Genomic DNA, 18,776 nt, shown 5'->3' on the forward strand with positions numbered 1-18,776 from the left:
CGCCATGGCGATCCGTACGTTCGGGCCCAACGCCGTCGACTGGGAAGAGCGCGTCGACCTCGACCGGCTGCGCAAGGAGCGCCTTGCCCGGTTGAACGCCGCGCTGAATCGTTCCGAGCTGGGCGCCCTGCTCAGCTTCGACTTCTCCAACATCCGCTATATGTCGTCCACCCATATCGGCACCTGGGCCATGGACAAGCTGATCCGTTTCGCGCTGCTCGTCCGCGGCGGCGAACCGGTCGTCTGGGACTTCGGCTCCGCCGCCCGCCACCACCAGCTCTACAACCCCTGGCTGGACTACAGCGACGGCAAGGGCGGCCCGCCCACTGGAGCCCGCGCCGGCATCTCCACCCTCCGCGGCGCCTTCCATCCGGCCGCCGGGATCGCCGAGGACGTCGCCGCCAAGATCGCCCAGATCCTGCGCGAACACGGCCTGGCGGGCGAGCCGTTGGGCGTCGACCTGGCCGAGATGCCCGTACTGCACGCCCTCAAGGAGGAGGGTATCGACGTCGTCGACGGCCAGCAGGTCTTCCTGGAGGCCCGCCGCATCAAGACCGGCGACGAGATCTCCCTGCTCACCCAGGCCTGCTCGATGGTCGACGCGGCGTACGAGGAGCTGTACGGCTATCTGCGCCCCGGTGTGCGAGAGAACGAGTGCGTCGGGCTCGTCAGCAAGGTCCTCTACGACCTGGGCAGCGAGTACGTCGAAGGCGTCAACGCCATCTCGGGAGAGCGCTGTTCACCCCACCCGCACGTCTACAGCGACCGCCTGATCCGCCCCGGCGACCCCGCCTTCTTCGACATCCTGCACAGCCACCTCGGCTACCGCACCTGCTACTACCGCACCTTCGCCGTCGGCAGCGCCTCCGCCGCGCAGCGCGACGCGTATGTCCGCTGCCGCGCCTACATGGACGAGGCCATCGCCCTGGTCCGGCCGGGCGCCACCACCGCCGACATCGTCCAAGTGTGGCCGCGCGCCGAGGAGTTCGGCTTCCCCGACGAGACGGCCGCATTCGCGCTGCAGTACGGGCACGGGGTGGGCCTGTCCATCTGGGAGAAGCCCATCTTCAGCCGCCTCGTCTCGCTCGACCATCCCGAAGTCCTCGAAGAGGGCATGGTGTTCGCGCTGGAGACGTACTGGCCGGCCGCGGACGGCTGGTCGGCGGCGCGGATCGAGGAGGAGGTCGTCGTCACCGCCGACGGGTGCGAGGTGATCACCAAGTTCCCGGCCGAGGAACTCCTCGTCGCGGGCCGCAAGTACTGGACGGTCGGCGGCGCGCTCAACACCCGGCGTGAGGCCCAGTCCCACCTCAACACCCCCGAGGGCAGGGGCGAGTCATGACCGGCGCGGCATCGACGAACGCGGGTCAACTCCTCGCGCTCTACGAGCAGATGGCCGTGATCCGGCGTACGGAGAAGGCCGCCCACGACCTGTTCATGGCTGGCCTAGTCAAGGGCACCACCCACCTCGCCTCCGGCCACGAGGCGATCGCCGTCGGCGCGAGCGCGGCACTGCGCGACGACGACTACGTGTTCGCGACCTACCGCGGCCACCACCACGCCCTGGCCCGCGGCGCCACCCCCGAGGAATGCCTCGCCGAACTGATGAGCCGCGCCACCGGCCTGTGCAAGGCCAAGGGCGGCTCGATGCACCTCACCAAGGCGTCGCACAACATGCTCGGCTCGTACGCCATCGTCGGCGCCCATCTGCCCATGGCGGTGGGCGCCGCCTGGTCGGCCCGGCTGCGCGGCACCGGGCAGATCGCGGTGGCCTTCTTCGGCGACGGCGCGACCAACATCGGCGCCTTCCACGAGGCGCTGAACCTGGCCGCCGTATGGAAACTGCCCGTGCTGTTCATCTGCGAGAACAACCTCTACATGGAGTACACGCCGATCGCCGACGTCACCGCGGTGGCGAACCCCGCGGCGGACCGTGCGCCCGCGTACGGCATCCCCGGCGAGATCGTCGACGGCAACGACGTGGTCCTCGTCCAGGAGGCGGTGGCACGGCTGGCGGACCGGGCCCGTGCGGGAGACGGGCCCAGCCTGCTGGAGGCACAGACCTACCGGCACTTCGGCCACAGCCGCACCGACCCGGCCACCTACCGGCCGGCCGAGGAGGTCGAGCGCTGGCTGAAGCACGACCCGCTGGACCTCGCCCGCGGGCGGCTCGCCGAACTCGGCGTCCCCGAGGAAGCGGTCACCGAAGCCGACGCTCGCGCAACCGGCCTCGTACAGCAGGCAGTTGAGGCCGCGAAGCAGGCGCCCGCGCCCGATCCGCGGGAGGCGCTCACCGACGTATGGGCCGACGGAGGTGCGGCGTGGCGGACGTGATCACCTATCGCGAAGCGGTCGCCGAAGGCATCGCACGCGAGATGCGGCGCGATCCCGCGGTCGTCTGCCTGGGGGAGGACATCGGCGCGGCGGGCGGGGTGTTCAAGACGACCGTCGGGCTGCACAAGGAGTTCGGGCCCGAGCGGGTGTGGGACACGCCGATCTCCGAACAGGCCATCGTCGGGGCGGCGATGGGCGCCGCGATGACCGGGATGCGGCCCGTCGCGGAGATCATGTTCTCCGACTTCCTGGCCTGTTGCTGGGACTACCTCGCCAACGAGATACCCAAGGTCCGATACATGACGGGCGGTCAGGTCACCGTGCCGCTCGTCGTCCGCACGGCCAACGGCGGCGGTCTCGGCTTCGGCGCCCAGCACTCCCAGGCCACCGAGAACTGGGCGTTCACCGTCCCCGGACTGAAGATCGCGGCACCCGCCACGCCCGCCGACGTGATCGGCATGATGGCCGCCGCCATCCGCAGTGACGACCCGGTGGTCTTCTTCGAGCACAAGGGACTGTTCGCGACCAAGGGGCCGCCCGCGCCACCGGACCACATCGTCGAGCTGGGGCAGGCCGCCGTCGTACGCGAAGGCGCCGACGTCACGCTCGTCGCCCTCGCCTCGATGGTGCCCGTGGCGCTGACGGCCGCCGAACGGCTGGCCGAGGAGGACATCGACGCCGAGGTGATCGATCTGCGCTGCCTGGTGCCGCTGGACACGCGCGCGGTGCTCGGTTCCCTTGCGAAGACCTCGCGGCTCGTGACCGTCGAGGAGAACCCCTACCAGGGCGGATGGGGCGGCACCCTCGTATCGGTCGTCGCCGATGAGGGATTCGGCCTCCTCGACGCGCCCGTACGCCGGGTCGCGGCCGAGTGCGTGCCGCTGCCCTTCGCGGACGCGCTCGAAGAGCAGGTCATCCCCACCGCCGACAAGGTCGTGACGACGGTCCGGCGGCTCACCGCGTACTGAACACAGCATGGGAGGAAGGCCGATGACCAGTCGGATGCTTCTGCGCTCGGGCCACGTGATCTCGATGGACCCCGGCATCGGGGACCTGCCCGAGGGCGATGTACTGATCGAGGACGGGAAGATCACGGCGGTCGAGCCGCGGATAGACGCCGAAGTCGACGCCGAAGTCCTCGACATGACCGGCCGCATCGTCGTGCCGGGCTTCGTCGACACCCACCGCCACACCTGGGAGGCGCCCATCCGCGGCTGCGCGCCCGACGCCACCCTCGACGACTACTTCGTCGAAGTCCTCGACACCTTCGCACCCGTCTACGGCCCCGAGGACGTGTACGCGGGCAACCTCGCGGGCTCCCTTGAGTGCCTGAACGCCGGGATCACCACGCTCGTCGACTGGTCACACATCAACAACACACCCGAGCATCCCGACGCCGCCGTGCGGGCGCTGAGCGAGACCGGGATCCGCGCCCAGTACGCGTACGGCAGCGCCAACACCTCGCTCGCCGACTACTGGTTCGACAGCAAGATCGCCATACCGGCCGACGACGTACGACGGGTGAGGGAACGTCACTTCGCCTCGGATGACGGCCTGTTGACCATGGCGCTCGCCACTCGCGGCCCGGGATTCTGCATCAACGACGTCGTCGAGGCCGAGTGGCGGCTCGCGCGCGAACTGGACATCCCGATCACCGTGCACGTCGGCATGGGCCGACTGGCGGGCCGCTTCGGGATGGTCAAGCAGCTGCACGACCTCGGGCTGCTCGGCTCCGACACCACCTACGTCCACTGCTGCTACTTCAGCGAGGAGGAGTGGCGGATGGTCGCCGACAGCGGCGGCACGGTCTCCATCGCGCCGCAGGTGGAGCAGCAGATGGGGCACGGCTGGCCACCCGTCATGAAGGCGATCGAGTACGGGCTGCGGCCGAGCCTGAGCATCGATGTGGTCACCACCGTGCCCGGCGATATGTTCACCCAGATCCGCGCGGCCTTCGGCGGCGAGCGCGCCCGGGTGAACGCCGAGTGCTGGCAGGCCGACACTTCCGTCCCCGCAACGATGCTGACCGCACGTCAGATGCTGGAGATCGCCACCGTCAACGGCGCACATGTCGCGGGACTCGAACACCGCACCGGCTCACTGACCCCCGGCAAGCGCGCCGACATCGTCGCCATCGACGCCACGGCCCTCAACATCGCGCCCCTCATCGACCCGGTCGCCGCAGTGACCCTGTGCGCGGACGTGTCCAACGTCGACACGGTCATCGTCGACGGCACGGTCCGCAAGCGCGACGGCAAGCTGCTCGCCGACACCGCGCGGGCGCGGCGCCTGGTCGAGGAGTCCCGCGACCGGCTGATGGCGGCGGTCGAGGCCGGGAAGAAGCAGCAGGCGTGAGGGAGTCCGGGCGGCGGGCGCGCAGGAAGGGGCGGGGATGACCCACTTCGCCGTACGGCGGGCGGCGGACGCCACGTTCGCCGCCCCGACCCAACTGCCGTACAGCAGCAGCGGGTTCAGACGACGGACGGTCGTCGACGAGGCGGACGGCGCCGTGCACAGCGGCTTCGGCGTCTGCGAACTGGCGCCGGACGGAGCGATCGGCGCCCACGTGAACGCGTACGAGGAGTCCTTTCACATGCTGTCGGGCACGGTCATCCTCGACGTACCCGAGGGCTCGTACCTGCTGGAGGAAGGCGACTACGGACTCCTGCCGACGGGCGTGCCGCACGCCTGGCGCGGCGCCGGGGACACCGTCGGGCGCTGGGCGGACATGCTCGCGCCGGTCCCGCGAGCCCGCTACGGCTACGACACCCAGGCCGTGCCCGCACTGCCCGCCCGCGAACCGGTCCGCATCGACGCACGCGACCCGCGCACCCGCTCGTTCGGCCACTTCGAGGCCGCCCAGATGGACCCCGGCAAGCAGTCCCAGGACCTCCTCGCGGTGTCGGCCAGCATGCGGACAGCGCTGCTCGTCTACAGCGGCATCACCGTGAAGATGATGGTGGACAGCGATCTGGGCGCGGTCGCCTCGACGATGTTCATGGTGCAGTACGCGCCCGACGGCGTCGCCGGCAGCCACGACCACCCCTTCGAGGAGACGTATCTGATCGTCGAGGGCACCGTGGACGCCACCTTCGACGGCGAGCGCCACCGGCTCGGCGTGGGCGACGCGGCCTGGGCGGGCGCCGGTTGCGTGCACAGCTTCGCCAACGCCGGTACGGGGCCGGTGCGTTGGCTGGAGACGCAGGCGCCGCAGCCGCCGTCGCGGCACTCCTATCGCTTCACCAGGGACTGGGACTATCTGCGGGCCAGGTTGGGAGAGAAGCCATGAGCAGCGTGGTCGTCATCGGCGGTACGTCCGGGATCGGCTGGGAGTACGCCCGGCATCGCGCCGCGAACGGTGATGAGGTCGTACTCACCGGACGCGACGCAAGTCGGGCCGCCACCGCCGCCAAGGAGACCGGCGCGTCCCTCGGCCTCGCCCTCGACCTGTCCCGGCCGCACGAGATCGCCCCGGCGCTGGCCGATGTCGGGCGCGTCGACCACCTCGTCCTCGTCGGGATCTCCCGTGACAGCAACAGCGTCACCGAGTACGACATCGACGCGGCCGTCCGCCTGGTCACGCTCAAGCTCGTCGGCTACACGGAGGTCGTGCACACGCTGCGGCCCAGGCTGCACGACGACAGTGCCATCGTGCTGTTCGGCGGACAGGCCAAGGAGCGCCCCTACCCGGGCGCGACCACGGTGGCCACCGTCAACGCGGGCGTCACCGGCCTCGTACGCACTCTTGCCACCGAGCTCGCCCCGGTCCGCGTCAACGCCGTGCACCCCGGGGTCGTGGGCGACAGCCCCTTCTGGTCGGGCAAGCCGCTCGACGCCCTGGTCGCCAGGACGCCCACGGGCCGGCTGGCAACCATGCGGGACGTGGTGGGCGCCGTCGACTTCCTGCTCGGCAACCAGTCGGTCAACGGGGTCGACTTGAGCGTGGACGGGGGGTGGACGCTGCGGTGACGGCGCGCTTGGCGATCGTCGGGAGGGACTGAGCTCAGCGAATCGTGCGAGGAGCGCCGGGGCCTCAGCCCCTGACTTCAGCCGCGAGGGGAATCGCATCCGCGTGGCTGGGCGCATGGCCGAGTCTGATTCGTTCGGGAGGCCGACGTGCTTCGGCCCCTGCTTCAGGTCACTGGATTCCGGTGGCTCTGGACATCATGCGTTTCACCACGCGCTGATGACCGGCGCTTCGGGTTCGTGCTGCCGCCAGGCCTCATTGATGCGCTCGAGCCGGGCCGCGGCGGCGATGCCGCACAGGGACGCGACCTTGCCGTCGCTGACTTCGAACCACACGGCGCCCACGACCCGGTCGTCGACCACGGCGAGGGCGGCCGGGGAGCCGTTGACCAGCGCGAGGTGGATCGCGGGGGAGCCGCCGGCCAGCCGCCGCTTCGCCGGCGTGGGCTTGAAGCCGGCCCGCACGTAGGCGGCGATGCGCTCGCGCGTGTTGTACCGCAGTAGCCGCTTGGCCAGTCCGGCGCCGTCCGAGACCATCGTCGCGTCGTCGGTGAGCAGCGCCACCAGCCGTTCGGTCCGCCCCGACGTGGCGGCGGCGAGGAACTCCTCGACGATCCGGCGCGCGGACGCGGGGTCCACCTCGTCGCCGCCGCGGCGCTCGGCGGTGACCCGGCGTCGGGCCCGGTGGACATGCTGCTGGCTCGCGGACTCGGTGATGTCGAGGATCCCGGCGATCTCGGCGTGGCGGTAGGCGAAGGCCTCGCGCAGGACGTAGGCGGCCCGCTCGACCGGTGAGAGGCGCTCCATGAGGGTCAGTACGGCCAAGGACACCGATTCGCGCTGCTCGAAGGTGTCGGCCGGGCCGAGCATCGGGTCGCCCTCGAGGAGTGGTTCGGGCAGCCAGTCGCCGACAGCTCGCTCGTGGCGCGCCTGCGCCGAGCGGAGCCGGTCGAGGCAGAGGTTGGTGACGACCTTGGTCAGCCAGGCCTCCGGCACGTCGATGCGTTCCCGGTCCGCGGCCTGCCAGCGCAGGAACGTGTCCTGCACGGCGTCCTCGGCGTCGGCGGCCGAGCCGAGCAGACGGTACGCGAGCGAGGCCAGCCGGCCCCGGCTGGCCTCGAATCGGTCGATGGCGACGCTGTCCATGCGGAGCAGCCTATGCGGCGACCCTCACACCGGCCGGGTCAGGCGCGGTGGCCAGGCGGCGCCTGCGCTTCGGCATGCCGAAGGTCGGGTGGGCGATGCCCCACCCGGCCGTCTTGAGCACACCCGACTTGAGCCGCGCGGCGACCTTGCCGCCCAGGTACCAGGACTTCGACCGGACGTCTCCGTCCACCATCTGGAAGATCGCGTCCCGCCGCCCGAGGCTGATGTGGTTGCCGTGGTACTTCAGTCCGGTGGTCGGGACCTCGCTGCCGGTCAGGCGCGCGATGATCGCGGCGGTCGCCTGCATGTTGGTGTAGCCGGCCGAGGCGCAGGACATCGGCAGCGGCCGGCCGTTCTCGCCGATCGCGTAGGCGCTGTCACCGGCGGCGTAGACGTCCGGGTGCGAGACCGAGCGCATGGTGCCGTCGACGACGATCTGGCCGGTCTCGGCGACTTCCAGGCCGCTGGCGGCCGCGATGGGGTGCACGGCGAACCCAGCCGACCACACGGTCACGTCGGCCGGGATGGACCTGCCGTCGGCGGCGATCGCCCGAGTCGGCTCGACGGCTTCGATGCCGGTGTGCTCGTGGACGGTGACACCGAGCCGGTCGAAGGCCTGGCGCAGGTGACGGCGGGCCTTCGGGGAGAGCCAGGCGCCCAGCTCGCCGCGGGCGGCGAGCGCGACCGAGAGGTCGGGCCGGGACTCGGCGAACTCGGTCGCGGTCTCGATGCCGGTCAGCCCCTCACCGACGACCAGCACGGTGCCGCCCTCGCCCAGTCCGGCCAAGCGCTCGCGCAGCCGCAGCGCCGAGGACCGGCCGGTCACATCGAAGGCGTACTCGGCCACGCCGGGGACGCCATGGTGGGCTACGGAGCTGCCGAGCGCGTAGAGCAGGGTGTCGTACGTCAGCTCGCCGTCGCCGTCCTCACCGGTCACGGCGACGCTCCTGCGTTCGGGGTCGACGCCGGTGACGCGCCCTAGGCGCAGCCGCACCCCGGTACCGGCGAATACGTCGGCGAGCTTGCGGAACGTGAGGTCCTGGCCGATCGCGAGCTGGTGGAGCCGCATCCGCTCGACGAAGTCGGGCACGGCGTTGACGACGGTGATCTCGGTGTCGGCGGGGGAGAGCCGGCGGGCCAGGTTTCCGGCGGCGAAGGCCCCGGCGTATCCGGCGCCGAGGACGACGATGCGGTGCTTCATGGCGTGGCTCCTGTCTCGTTGGCGTGCCCCTTGAACGAGACGGCGCCCCGATTGCTGACAGGAGCTGAGTGTGACGCGGGTCACTGCACAGAGACGAGTTCCAGTCCGTGGCCGCCCGGCACCGCTGCGGCCTGGTGCGGCGCGCGGCGCATGCCCAGTACGAGGCGGGGGGCGGGGGTCAGGCCGGGTGCGCCGTAGTCACCAGGAGCCGCCGCCCCCGCCACCGTCTCCGCCGCCGACCCCTCCGCTGTCGCCTCCGCCGCTGTAACCGCCCGACGAGGAACCCGACGAGGAACCCGAGCCTCCCGACGACGGCTGGGTGGCGGACACGGCCGCCAGCGGAAGGTAGGTGGCGAGGTCGGGCCGGAGCGTCGCGTCGTCCCCGGGTGTGGCCGTCCGTGCCCGCGTGCGGGACGCATGCGCGTTCGCTTGGTCGGCCGCTGCCGCCGCGGCCGTCCATGCCTCGGCCTCGCCGAGGGCAGTGGCCCACGCGGTGATCTGGTCCTCGTCACGCTTCTCCCAGCCGTGCCGCCCGGGTTCGGCCAGATGGCGCCGGTAGGCCTCCGTCTGGCACCACAGGTGGGAGCCGCGCACGGTGCGTGCCCGCAGTTCCCAGGCCCGCACGAGGGCCGCGAGCCCGGCGCCGGCCAGTGCCGCGCCGACTGCCAGCGGCGTCCGCCAGTCCGCGCCCGGATCCGCCACGTCCGTTGCCGTGATCCCCACGACGACCGTTCCGGCGGCCGCGGCCACCGCGCCGCCCCACAGGGCGAACCGGCGGCGTCGCTCCCCGGACGGCTCCCACAGCCCGTCGCCACCCGTGCGCCGCCAGTCTTCGAGGCGGTGCCGCAGCAGGTTCCAGGCGGTGGCGAACGCTGTGTTGAACTGGCCCAGCGGGACGCGCCGCTTACGGGCGAACACGGCCTGGAGCACCTCCGCCGTCAGCGGGTCGGTGGCGCCGCCCTCGGGCCGCTTGCCGACCTGGTGCAGCACGGGCTTCTTCTGCTTGCCGCTGATGGTCAGATGCCCGTCCGCCGCCGCGGTCAGCAGCCATGCCGCCAGGTGTTCCTGGCGCACCCGGTCGGTGAGCAGGATGCCGGCGTGCGCGGGAGCGATGCCCGCGGGCGGCTCACCGTTCGGTGTGACCGAGGCACCCAGCCGGCGGATGTCCATCCGCCGGGTCCGGCCGTCCGCCCCCTGGACCCGCTCCCGTCCAGCCAGCCGCACCAGCTCCGCGACCACGGCCGTCGCGGCGAGGGCGATCCCCGTGGCCCACAGCCACCCCGTCGGCGCACTGTCCCCGGCCCAGACGGCAGCCGCCCGTCCGCCGGGCGCCTTCGGCAGCGAAGCGGCGCCGCCCCCGTCGGCATCTCCGACCGTCGCGTACAGCGTCAGACCCTCGTGCGCCTCCAGCCCGTCCTGGGCCACGTCCAGCTGCCCCGGTACGGGCTGCCGCTGCGTCGCACAGTCCTCGATCGAACCGGACGATCCCGACACGCACATCGGCCGTTGCAGGGCGAACGGGACGGCCAGGTGCACGTCGACGTGTCCGACGGGCACGTCCCAGTTCGTGCCTACGGCATCCCACGCCAGCCGCCCCTCGTCCCCGAGCTGCGGCAGGGTGTACTCGATCCGGTACCGGTGGGTCCCGGTCACCGTCGCGTCGGGGTCACCGATCACGATCCGCGTGTTCAGCCCGTCCTCGACGCGGTACGGCACCGGCTCGCCGTCCGACGTGACGGATACCTTGCTGACGTCTCCGGGATCCGTCCGCGGCACGTCACGGTAAATGCCGTGCCGCTGCTCACCGTTGAAGTCGTAGTCGATCACCTCGGTGATCCGGGCCGTCCCGTCGGTACGTATCTCGGCGCCGACCCACATCCGGGCAATCCGTTCCCCGGGCTCCCCGAGCACCGCACCCAGCAGCCCGACCAGCCCCACCAACACCGCGCCCACGAGCAGCAGAATGGCATCCCGCCGCCTCCGCCACCCCACCGACCTGGCCCTCACCAGGGCCCCCTCCCCGTCACCCGTCACCCGTCAGGGGAGGACGATACAGGCCACGCATTGCGCAACAGAGGTGCGAGAAACCGCAGTTCGGTGTCCGCGATCCATCCGTCGCCGAGACTGAGCCGGGCCTGAGCAGACCGGCTTCAGCTTGTTCTTTGTCCACCAGGATCTGACTGGTGGACAAAGAACAAGCTTAGTGACGGGTGGTTGACGGCTTGATCCCCACGCCCGCGTACAGCGGCACCGGGGCGTCCCCCTGGACGTCCTCGCCCACCGCGAGCTCGGGATGCCACTCGGGCAGCGAGACGATGCCCGGTTCGACGACCTCAAGTCCCGTGAAGAAACGGGCCACTTCGGCGTGTGAGCGGGCTACGAGTGTGACGCCGCCCGCCGCGTACGTCTGGACGGCCCGCTCCATGGTCCCCGGATCGTAGTCCCCGGTGATCATCGAGAGGACGAGACAACTGCCGGCCGGTAACGCGTCGACGAGGCTGTCCACCAGCTCGTACGCCCCCTCCTCGTCCGAGATGAAGTGCATCAACGCGATCAGCGACAACGCCACGGGCCGGCGTAAGTCGAGGACGCGGGCGGCCTGGTCCAGGATCTTGTGCGGCTCGCGCACGTCCGCCTGTGCGTACTGGGTCACGCCCTCGGGCCTGCCGCGCAGCAGCGCCTCCGCGTGGGCGAGCACGATCGGGTCGTTGTCGACGTAGAGGACCCGCGCGTCGGGTGTCGTGGCCTGCGCGAGCTGGTGGAGGTTGGGCTCGGTCGGGATGCCCGTGCCGATGTCGAGGAACTGCCGGATGCCTGCCTCCGCGGCTGACCAGCGTGTGGCGCGGTGCATGAACGAGCGGTTGCTGTGGGCCGATCGCCTGGCATGCGGCTCCAACTCCAGGATGCGGCGGCCCAGTTCCTCGTCGACCGGGTAGTTGTCCTTGCCGCCCAGGAACCAGTCGTACACGCGTGCCGGATGCGGCCTGCTGGTGTCGATGGGCGGGGGAGCGGACTCGGTCGCGGCCATACGGCACTCCTCTGCTCGTCGCGGTGTGCGAGCAGTGTGGCGCCGTTGAGCGGACCCCGGAAGCCCGTTGCCCACCCCGCCTTCGAGGCCTTCAGTCCTCGTTCTCCGCGCGTTCCTCCGCGCGCCGCAGAACGTCCTCCACGATCTCCTTGTCGAGCGCGGCCCGCACCAACGCGGCTGCCAGCACGGCCGGTTCGGTGTGACCGGCGAGCTTCACCAGGTGGTCCGGCTCCTTGGGCAGCCCGAGCCGCTCCGCGCCCTGGAGCGCCTTCGCGTCGAGCCAGGGGGCGGCCTCGTGCCAGACCTGCTGTACCTCGCGCAGGAAGATGTCCACGCCGGCCGGGCCGAGACCTGGTATCTCCCGCAGCAGAGAACGGAGTTGGTCGAGGTCGCCGTCCGCCTCGTCGCGCATCCGCCGCAGATCGCCGCCCCAACGCTCCAGCAGCAGCTCGGCACCCTCACCGAGCATCGTCGCCGTGCGCTCGTCGTAGCGCCGGTAGCCGCCCTCGCCCAGCGCGTCGACCCGCTGCTGCCAGCTCGCGTCGGCCATCCGGCGCGCGTCGCGCATCCCCGCCTCGTACAGGGCGCGCGTGCTCGCGACGGCGACGGAACCGCGGATCCGCGCGCTGAGGAGAACGGCCATGACCAGGGTGCGGTACAGCGGCTGCGGTGTGTTCCGCAGCTTGATGCCCGCCTCCTCGGCGAACGTACGGCCGTGTTCGGTGACCAGCGCCTCGATGACCCGGCTGTCCCGGTCTGATCGTCTGGCCATGGCTACGGCCTGAGCGGGTCGTGGCCGAGCGTCATCAGCCGGTGGCGGCGCTCGGTCTCCTGGGCCACGGGGTCCCCGGCCGAGGAGTCCCCGGCCGTGGGCTCCAGCGTCGGGTCCGTCTCGGCCTCGACCGTTTCCACGACCTCGTACATCACGCTGATGTCGTCCTCGGTGAGGTCCGTACGACGCTTCTGCAGGATGGCCAGGACATGCTGACCGGTGGGCGAACCCGCGTGCTCCGGCAGCGGTTCGGTCTCCTCGTCGGCGTCGCTGACCTTCAACCAGGTGGCCAGTTCCTGCGAGGTCATGTTCACCACGCGGTGGAACTCGTCCCACAGCACGTCGAGTTCGAGGGCGTCGGCCATTGCGTACTCCTTCCGTTTCGTACGCTCAGTACGGTCGTACGCGGTCATGCGCCGGGCGGTGGTCAGTCGCGTGGCCAGTCCTCGGCCTGGAACATCCAGCGGTGCTTCTCGAGTTCGGCCGTGAGGGAGATCAGCAAGTCCTGGGTCACGCGATCGGCTTCGTCCGTCGCGTTGATCCGCTCCCGGAGCTGCCCGATCGTCGTGTCCAGGGACTCGATGAGCAGGCCGACGACCTCGGTGTCCTGCACCCAGCCGTCCTTCGGGCTCTGGTGGGCGCAGGTCGCGGCGATGGTCTCGGGCCGGCCGTCGGGCGGGATACCGAGTGCCGCGGCGCGTTCGGCCACGGTGTCGGCGTACGAACGTGCCGTGGCCACCACCTCGTCGAGCTGGAAGTGAATCGTGCGGAACCGGGGTCCCACGATGTTCCAGTGGACCTGCTTGCCGATGAGTGACAGCCCCAGCAGGTCCACCAGGGTGCCCTGCAGGGCGGTACCGACCACCTGACGTGCGGGGTCGGGCAGGGTGCTCTTCACGACAGTCATGACGCGCTTCTCCTCGTCGTTTCGCGGCTTCTGGTTTCGCGGCTTGTGCCTTCTGCACTCATGCCTTCTGCGCTCATGCTTTCGGGGCTGAGGTTTTCGGGGCTCGTAGGCTGACGTCGGACAAGACGAAGCAGCGCCGCGCGTTCCTCCTCACACGTTCCGCCCCACACACCCGAGGTCTGTCCGGTGTCGAGCGCCCAGGTCAGGCACTGGTAGGACACCGGGCAGCGGGCACAGACCTCCTTGGCGGCCTCAACTTCGTGCAGGGCCGGGCCGGTCGTGCCCACGGGGAAGAACAGTTCCGGGTCCTCATCCGCGCAGGCTGCTCTGCGCAACCACTCCATGCGCCCGCGAGTGCCCAAGGCGGATCAGCGGAAACACCCGCCGTTCGGGGGCCCGTTTCCCGAGTACGCGGTCCCGTCGCTTCCCGAATACGGTCGGTTCTCGAATACGGGGGCCGGTCAGTTACCGAGTACCCGGTCCCGTCAGTTGCCGAGTACGCGGTCCACGAAGCCCGTCACGTCCGCGAGGACCGCGGCCTTGTCCGTCTCGTTGAACACCTCGTGCTGGGCGCCCGGGTATACGCGCTCGGTCCAGTCGGCCCCGCGCAGTTCCTCGACGCCCGCGCGGCTGGCGGACAGCGGCACGATGCGGTCGTCGTCGCCGTGCAGCCACAGCAGCGGGAGTGGGCCGACGCCGCCGCTCTTGGAGATGGTCTCCAGAGCGCGGACGAACGCTTCCAGCGTCGGGCGCTTGAACGGGCCGTGCCAGACGAGAGGGTCCGCCGCGTACGTCTCGCCCACCGACGGGTCCCGAGACAGCGTCGCCGGGTCGATGGGGACCTCGGGGATCGGGTCCTGCGCCAGCAACTGCCGGGCCACCTGCCAGTCACCGATCACCGGCCCGGACAGCACGAGGGCTGCCAGACCGTCGCCGTACCGCTGTGCGTACCTCGCCGCGATCAGTCCGCCCATGGAGTGGCCGATCAGCACGACGGGCACACCGGGGTGCGCGGCGCGGGCCAGCCGCTCCACCGCGTGGACGTCGGTCACCACGTCCTCGAAGTCCTCGATCAGCACCGGCTCGCCCGCCGACTTCCCATGCCCCATGTGGTCGGGCCCGAACACCGCGGCGCCATGCCCGTTCAGTACGTCCGCCACGTACTCGTACCGGCCGATGTGCTCCCCGTAGCCATGGACCAGGAGCGCGACGTACCGCGGCCGCTCCCGTGGCCACTCGCGTGCGGTGATGCCGCCCCTGGTACCGGTGAGGGTATGTTCGCGGGAGTCGGCCATGGCTCGCTCCTCCATCGACGTCGGCGAAGGTCCCGAGGATCTTCCCAGGGAGCGCGGCGGAGGTCCACCGTGCGCGACCAGCGGCGGGCTACTGGCAAGGTGTCCCTCCGGGCAGTCGGCCCGCCACGGGCAGTCGGCCCTCCCCGGGCCAAGCGGCCCTGATGGACAAGCGGCCCCTGGGCAAGGGGCCACCTGGCGAGACGGTCCTGACGCGGAGAGATGGCTGCGCATAGCATCAGTCTCCGCATGAACACGATGACCCTTTGGCACATCTCCGTCTGGGAGTTCGCCGCACTCGCCGCCGCGGCCATGCTCGTCGGCTTCTCGAAGACCGCCGTGAGCGGGGCCAACACGGTCAGCCTCGCGATCTTCGCCGCCGTCCTGCCCGCCCGCGCCTCCACCGGCGTACTGCTGCCCATCCTCATCGTCGGGGACGTACTCGCCGTGCTCACCTATCGCCGGCACGCCCACTGGCCCACGCTGTGGCGGCTCTTCCCGGCGGTGGCGGGCGGCGTGGTCGTCGGCACGGTGTTCCTGATGTGGGCGGACGACCAGATCGTACGGATGTCGATCGGCGCGATTCTGCTGCTGATGGCCGGGGTCACGGTGTGGCGCCGTCGGAAGGCCGCGGCGGACGAGGAGCCGGAGGAGGTGACCTCGCGAACGGGCCGGATCAAGGCGCGTTCGTACGGTGTGCTCGGCGGCTTCACGACGATGGTCGCCAATGCGGGCGGCCCCGTCATGTCGATGTATCTCCTCTCCGCGGGCTTCCGCAAGCTCGGCTTCCTGGGGACCTCGGCCTTCTTCTTCCTGATCGTCAACGTGTCCAAGGTCCCCTTCAGCGTGGGTCTCGGCCTGATAGACGGCAACTCCCTGCTGCTGGACGCCGCCCTCGCCGCCTTCGTCGTCCCCGGTGCCGTGATCGGCAAGCTCGCCGTGGACCGCATCAACCAGCGGCTCTTCGAGCGGTTGGTGATCGCGGCGACGGTGGTGGGCGGGGCACAGCTGCTGCTCCGCTGAGCTTGGCGCTTTGTCGACTCCTGTGGCGCGTACGCACGGTTGGTTCCTGCGGCCCGTACGGGAGGTTGACTGCCGTGGCCAGTACGCGTGGCGGACTGCCGCGGTCCGTACGCTCGGCTCATTTCTGTGGCCCGTACGCTCGACGCCATGTCCCCGCATGCCCGTGCCCGTGCCCATGTTCTGGTCCTGGGCGGCACGGCCGAGGCCCGCGAACTGGCCGCGGCCCTCGCCGCCCGGCCCGGCATGCGCGTGACGACCTCGCTCGCGGGCCGGGTGTCCCGGCCGGGGACGGTCGACGGGGACGTACGGGTCGGGGGATTCGGCGGGGCGGAAGGGCTCGCCCGGTGGCTGCGCACGGAGCACGTGGACGCACTCGTCGACGCCACGCATCCCTTCGCCTCGGGCATCACGGCGAACGCGGTGCGGGCCGCGAGGACCGTGGGCGTCCCGGCCGTAGTCCTGCGCCGCCCCGGCTGGCAGGCACGCCCCGGCGACCGCTGGCACTCGACGACCTCCCTCGCCGAAGCCGCCGATCTGCTCCCGTCGCTGGGCCGCCGCATCTTTCTCACAACGGGCCGACTGGACTTGGCGGCCTTCGCCCCCCTCTCCGAACTCCACTTCCTCGTACGCTCGGTGGAACCCCCTGAGCCGCCCCTGCCCCGCCACACGGAAGTCCTGCTGGCCCGCGGGCCGTTCACGGTGAAGGACGAGACGACCCTCCTGCGCGAGCACGCCATCGACGTCCTGGTGACAAAAGACAGCGGCGGCACCGCGACATCAGCCAAACTGACGGCCGCCCGCGCCCTCGCCATTCCAGTGGTGGTGGTACGGCGCCCACCGCTGCCGGAGGGAGTGACGCCGGTGGCTGACGTGCCCGAGGCACTGGCCTGGTTGGACGCCACCAGCGCACTGTAGGGGCGCGGGGCTGTATCCATATGCGGCTCCGCCGCGATGGGGGTCCCCCGCTCATGGGGGTCCCCCCGCTCGAGCGAAGCCGAGAGTGGGGGAGAAGCCGAGAGTGGGGGAGCGACCAGCCACAACGAACCCGCAGCTTCGAACCGCCTTTCCCGCGGAGCGCCTGGCCCGCGGGATGCGGGGCCATGTGGCGGGGCCTGGTGCAACGGGCCCCGCACTACCCCCCTGGCCGCCTGCGCAGCAAGTACGTGTCCATGATCCAGCCCTTGCGCTCACGAGCCTCCGCTCGAAGCTCGGCGATGCGGGGCGCCGTGTCCGCGAGCGGGCCCGAGGCGAGGATCTCGTCCGGGGTGCCTATGTAGGCGCCCCAGTAGATGTCGATGTCCTGGTCTGCGTACCGCTGGAAGGCCTGGTGGGCGTCGAGCATGACGACGACGTCGTCGACGCCCTCCGGGAAAGCCTCGGCAAGGCGTCGGCCCGTCGTGATCTGAACCGGTCCGGCAACACGGTTGAGGCCCGTGCGATGGCGGGCGACCAGCGCGGAGACGCTGCTGATGCCCGGTACGACGTCGTACTCGAAGGCCACCGCGCCCCGCCCGAGGATCTCCTCCAGGATCCCGAGCGTGCTGTCGTACAACGCGGGATCACCCCATACCAGGAAGGCCCCACTCTCCTCCTCGCCCAACTCCCCGGCGATCAACCGCTCGTAGATATCGGCGCGGGCCCGGCGCCAGTCCCCGACGGCGGGGGAGTAGCCCGCACCCCCGGCGGCCCGGTCCCGCTCCGGATCACGGGCCTCCACCAGCCGGTATGTCCCCTCCGGTATGTGCGCGTCGAGAATGTCACGGCGCAATTGGACGAGGTCCGACTTCACCTCGCCCTTGTCCAGGATGAAGAACACGTCCGTGCTCCGCAGGGCCTTGACCGCCTGAAGGGTCAACTGGTCGGGGTCGCCCGCCCCAATGCCGATGACATGAATCTTTCGCACACCCCGAGTCTGCCCCACCCCACTGACAACCGGATCACCGCACCCGATCGGAACAGGCGCGGCACGCCCGCGTTCCCGCGCCGCAACGCCTTGCTGCCGAGCCGCTAAGAGGTCCTAACAGAAGTGATTGATCATGTGACTTTCGGCTTGGATGGCCGTTGGTCTGATCGTGGGAGAACGACAGTCTCGGCCGTGGATCGTGTCGGATGAACTGTGGTCGCTGATCGAGCCGTTGCTGCCCAAGCCGGGGCCGAAGCTGGTGGAGGGCCGGCCGCGGATCCCGGACCGGCAGGCGTTGTGCGGGATCCTGTTCGTGCTGCATACCGGCATCCAGTGGGAGTACCTGCCCCAAGAGCTGGGCTTCGGCTCGGGCATGACGTGCTGGCGGCGCCTGGCCGCGTGGAACGAGGCCGGCGTGTGGGATGAGTTGCACCTGGTGCTGCTGAAGAAGCTGCGGGCCGCGAAGAAGCTGGACTGGTCGCGGGCGGTGATCGACTCCTCCCACGTGCGGGCCGCTCGGCGCGGCCCAAAAGCGGGCCCAGTCCGGTCGACCGCGCGCGGCCGGGGAGCAAGCACCACGTCCTCACCGACGGCCAGGGAATCCCGCTCGCGGTGTCGCTGACCGGCGGAAGCCGCAACGACGTCACGCAGTTGCTGCCCCTGCTGGACAAGGTTCCGGCCGTGGCCGGAGTCGTCGGCCGGCCCAGATGCCGACCCGACGCACTCCTCGCGGACCGCGGCTACGACCACGACAAGTACCGCCGTCTGCTCTGGGCCCGCGGGATCCGTCCGGTCATCGCCGAACGAGGCCAGGAACACGGCAGCGGCCTCGGTATCTTCCGGTATGTGGTCGAGCGCACGATCGCCTGGCTCCACGGCTTCCGCCGCTTACGCATCCGCTGGGAACGACGCGACGACATCCACGAAGCCTTCCTCGGCCTCGCCACCTGCCTGATCACCCACCGACACGTCCAACGCCTTGTTAGGACCTCTAAGCCCTGCTCCCGCGCAATCGAGGCGCCCACGCCCCGGCGTCCACCGGAGTCTGGTCCTGCTCCACGACACCCGCCAATTCCCTTGCCCAGGCTGCGAGTTCCAGCAGATCCATCCCGTACGGCCGCTCCTGCTCGGCCTCCACCCCCCGGAGCGTCACTCCCACTCGATCGTGCCGGGCGGCTTGCTCGTCACGTCGAGGACGACGCGG

Annotated in this window: 17 protein-coding genes and 3 pseudogenes; 9 read left to right on the forward strand and 11 right to left on the reverse strand. The window is 70.7% G+C overall.

Going from position 1 to position 18,776, the window contains the following annotated elements; genetic code table 11:
• Positions 1-4: 4 nt before the first annotated feature.
• Genes G6048_RS25960 through G6048_RS25985 form a run of 6 tightly spaced genes read left to right on the forward strand, consistent with a single transcriptional unit; the run spans position 5 to position 6,303 of the window.
• Complete coding sequence (locus G6048_RS25960) at positions 5-1,342, forward strand: M24 family metallopeptidase (protein ID WP_165342003.1); 1,338 nt, start codon at positions 5-7, stop codon at positions 1,340-1,342.
• Entirely contained in the window at positions 1,339-2,334 is a 996-nt protein-coding gene (locus G6048_RS25965; protein ID WP_165342004.1) for a thiamine pyrophosphate-dependent dehydrogenase E1 component subunit alpha, read from the forward strand. The genes G6048_RS25960 and G6048_RS25965 overlap by 4 nt, the downstream gene beginning before the upstream one ends.
• The gene (locus G6048_RS25970; RefSeq protein ID WP_165342005.1) at positions 2,322-3,302 is read left to right on the forward strand and encodes an alpha-ketoacid dehydrogenase subunit beta; all 981 of its coding nucleotides are present in this window, start codon (positions 2,322-2,324) and stop codon (positions 3,300-3,302) included. The genes G6048_RS25965 and G6048_RS25970 overlap by 13 nt, the downstream gene beginning before the upstream one ends.
• 22 nt (positions 3,303-3,324) lie before the next feature.
• Positions 3,325-4,689, forward strand: a complete 1,365-nt coding sequence (locus G6048_RS25975) for an amidohydrolase family protein (protein WP_165342006.1) — start codon at positions 3,325-3,327, stop codon at positions 4,687-4,689.
• Between the two features lie 37 nt (positions 4,690-4,726).
• Positions 4,727-5,623, forward strand: a complete 897-nt coding sequence (locus G6048_RS25980; protein WP_165342007.1) for a cupin domain-containing protein — start codon at positions 4,727-4,729, stop codon at positions 5,621-5,623.
• Positions 5,620-6,303, forward strand: a complete 684-nt coding sequence (locus G6048_RS25985; protein WP_165342008.1) for an SDR family oxidoreductase — start codon at positions 5,620-5,622, stop codon at positions 6,301-6,303. Before G6048_RS25980 ends, G6048_RS25985 begins: the two co-directional genes overlap by 4 nt.
• 204 nt (positions 6,304-6,507) lie before the next feature.
• Here G6048_RS25985 and G6048_RS25990 read toward each other — a convergent pair whose 3' ends face one another.
• From G6048_RS25990 to G6048_RS26030, 9 genes and pseudogenes are all read right to left on the reverse strand, one after another.
• On the reverse strand, positions 6,508-7,446 hold the full coding sequence (locus G6048_RS25990) for a sigma-70 family RNA polymerase sigma factor (RefSeq protein ID WP_165342009.1): 939 nt from the start codon (positions 7,444-7,446) through the stop codon (positions 6,508-6,510).
• A gap of 10 nt (positions 7,447-7,456) precedes the next feature.
• Positions 7,457-8,647 carry an NAD(P)/FAD-dependent oxidoreductase gene (locus G6048_RS25995; RefSeq protein ID WP_165342010.1) on the reverse strand — a complete coding sequence of 397 codons (1,191 nt, stop codon included), beginning with the start codon at positions 8,645-8,647 and terminating at the stop codon, positions 7,457-7,459.
• 198 nt (positions 8,648-8,845) lie between these two features.
• Positions 8,846-10,600: a DUF2207 domain-containing protein gene (locus tag G6048_RS26000; protein WP_165342011.1), complete on the reverse strand. Its 1,755-nt coding sequence runs from the start codon at positions 10,598-10,600 to the stop codon at positions 8,846-8,848.
• Between the two features lie 247 nt (positions 10,601-10,847).
• Complete coding sequence (locus G6048_RS26005) at positions 10,848-11,675, reverse strand: SAM-dependent methyltransferase (RefSeq protein WP_165342012.1); 828 nt, start codon at positions 11,673-11,675, stop codon at positions 10,848-10,850.
• Positions 11,676-11,766: 91 nt separating this feature from the next.
• Positions 11,767-12,447 carry an HhH-GDP family DNA glycosylase gene (locus G6048_RS26010; RefSeq protein WP_165342013.1) on the reverse strand — a complete coding sequence of 227 codons (681 nt, stop codon included), beginning with the start codon at positions 12,445-12,447 and terminating at the stop codon, positions 11,767-11,769.
• A 2-nt stretch (positions 12,448-12,449) separates the two neighbouring features.
• On the reverse strand, positions 12,450-12,812 hold the full coding sequence (locus G6048_RS26015) for a DUF3140 domain-containing protein (RefSeq protein WP_165342014.1): 363 nt from the start codon (positions 12,810-12,812) through the stop codon (positions 12,450-12,452).
• 62 nt (positions 12,813-12,874) lie between these two features.
• Entirely contained in the window at positions 12,875-13,354 is a 480-nt protein-coding gene (locus G6048_RS26020; RefSeq protein ID WP_165342015.1) for a Dps family protein, read from the reverse strand.
• Positions 13,355-13,479: 125 nt separating this feature from the next.
• Positions 13,480-13,698, reverse strand: a pseudogene (locus G6048_RS49895) (WhiB family transcriptional regulator); the annotation flags it as partial.
• Between the two features lie 141 nt (positions 13,699-13,839).
• Positions 13,840-14,649, reverse strand: coding sequence for an alpha/beta hydrolase (locus G6048_RS26030; RefSeq protein ID WP_165342017.1), 810 nt, complete (start codon positions 14,647-14,649; stop codon positions 13,840-13,842).
• 246 nt (positions 14,650-14,895) lie between these two features.
• Between G6048_RS26030 and G6048_RS26035 the strand changes: the two genes are divergently transcribed.
• On the forward strand, positions 14,896-15,669 hold the full coding sequence (locus tag G6048_RS26035) for a sulfite exporter TauE/SafE family protein (RefSeq protein WP_165342018.1): 774 nt from the start codon (positions 14,896-14,898) through the stop codon (positions 15,667-15,669).
• A 147-nt stretch (positions 15,670-15,816) separates the two neighbouring features.
• Positions 15,817-16,584 carry a cobalt-precorrin-6A reductase gene (locus tag G6048_RS26040; RefSeq protein WP_165342019.1) on the forward strand — a complete coding sequence of 256 codons (768 nt, stop codon included), beginning with the start codon at positions 15,817-15,819 and terminating at the stop codon, positions 16,582-16,584.
• Positions 16,585-16,801: 217 nt separating this feature from the next.
• Here G6048_RS26040 and cobF read toward each other — a convergent pair whose 3' ends face one another.
• Positions 16,802-17,572: a precorrin-6A synthase (deacetylating) gene (gene cobF, locus G6048_RS26045; RefSeq protein WP_165342020.1), complete on the reverse strand. Its 771-nt coding sequence runs from the start codon at positions 17,570-17,572 to the stop codon at positions 16,802-16,804.
• 151 nt (positions 17,573-17,723) lie between these two features.
• Between cobF and G6048_RS26050 the strand changes: the two are divergent.
• Positions 17,724-18,538: pseudogene (locus G6048_RS26050) on the forward strand (IS5 family transposase); the annotation flags it as partial.
• 25 nt (positions 18,539-18,563) lie between these two features.
• On the opposite strand, the pseudogene G6048_RS49900 reads toward G6048_RS26050, so the two are convergent.
• Positions 18,564-18,776, reverse strand: a pseudogene (locus G6048_RS49900) (hypothetical protein); the annotation flags it as partial.

Origin of the sequence: Streptomyces ureilyticus, from assembly GCF_011045025.1 — a bacterium.
Taxonomy (GTDB): domain Bacteria; phylum Actinomycetota; class Actinomycetes; order Streptomycetales; family Streptomycetaceae; genus Streptomyces; species Streptomyces ureilyticus.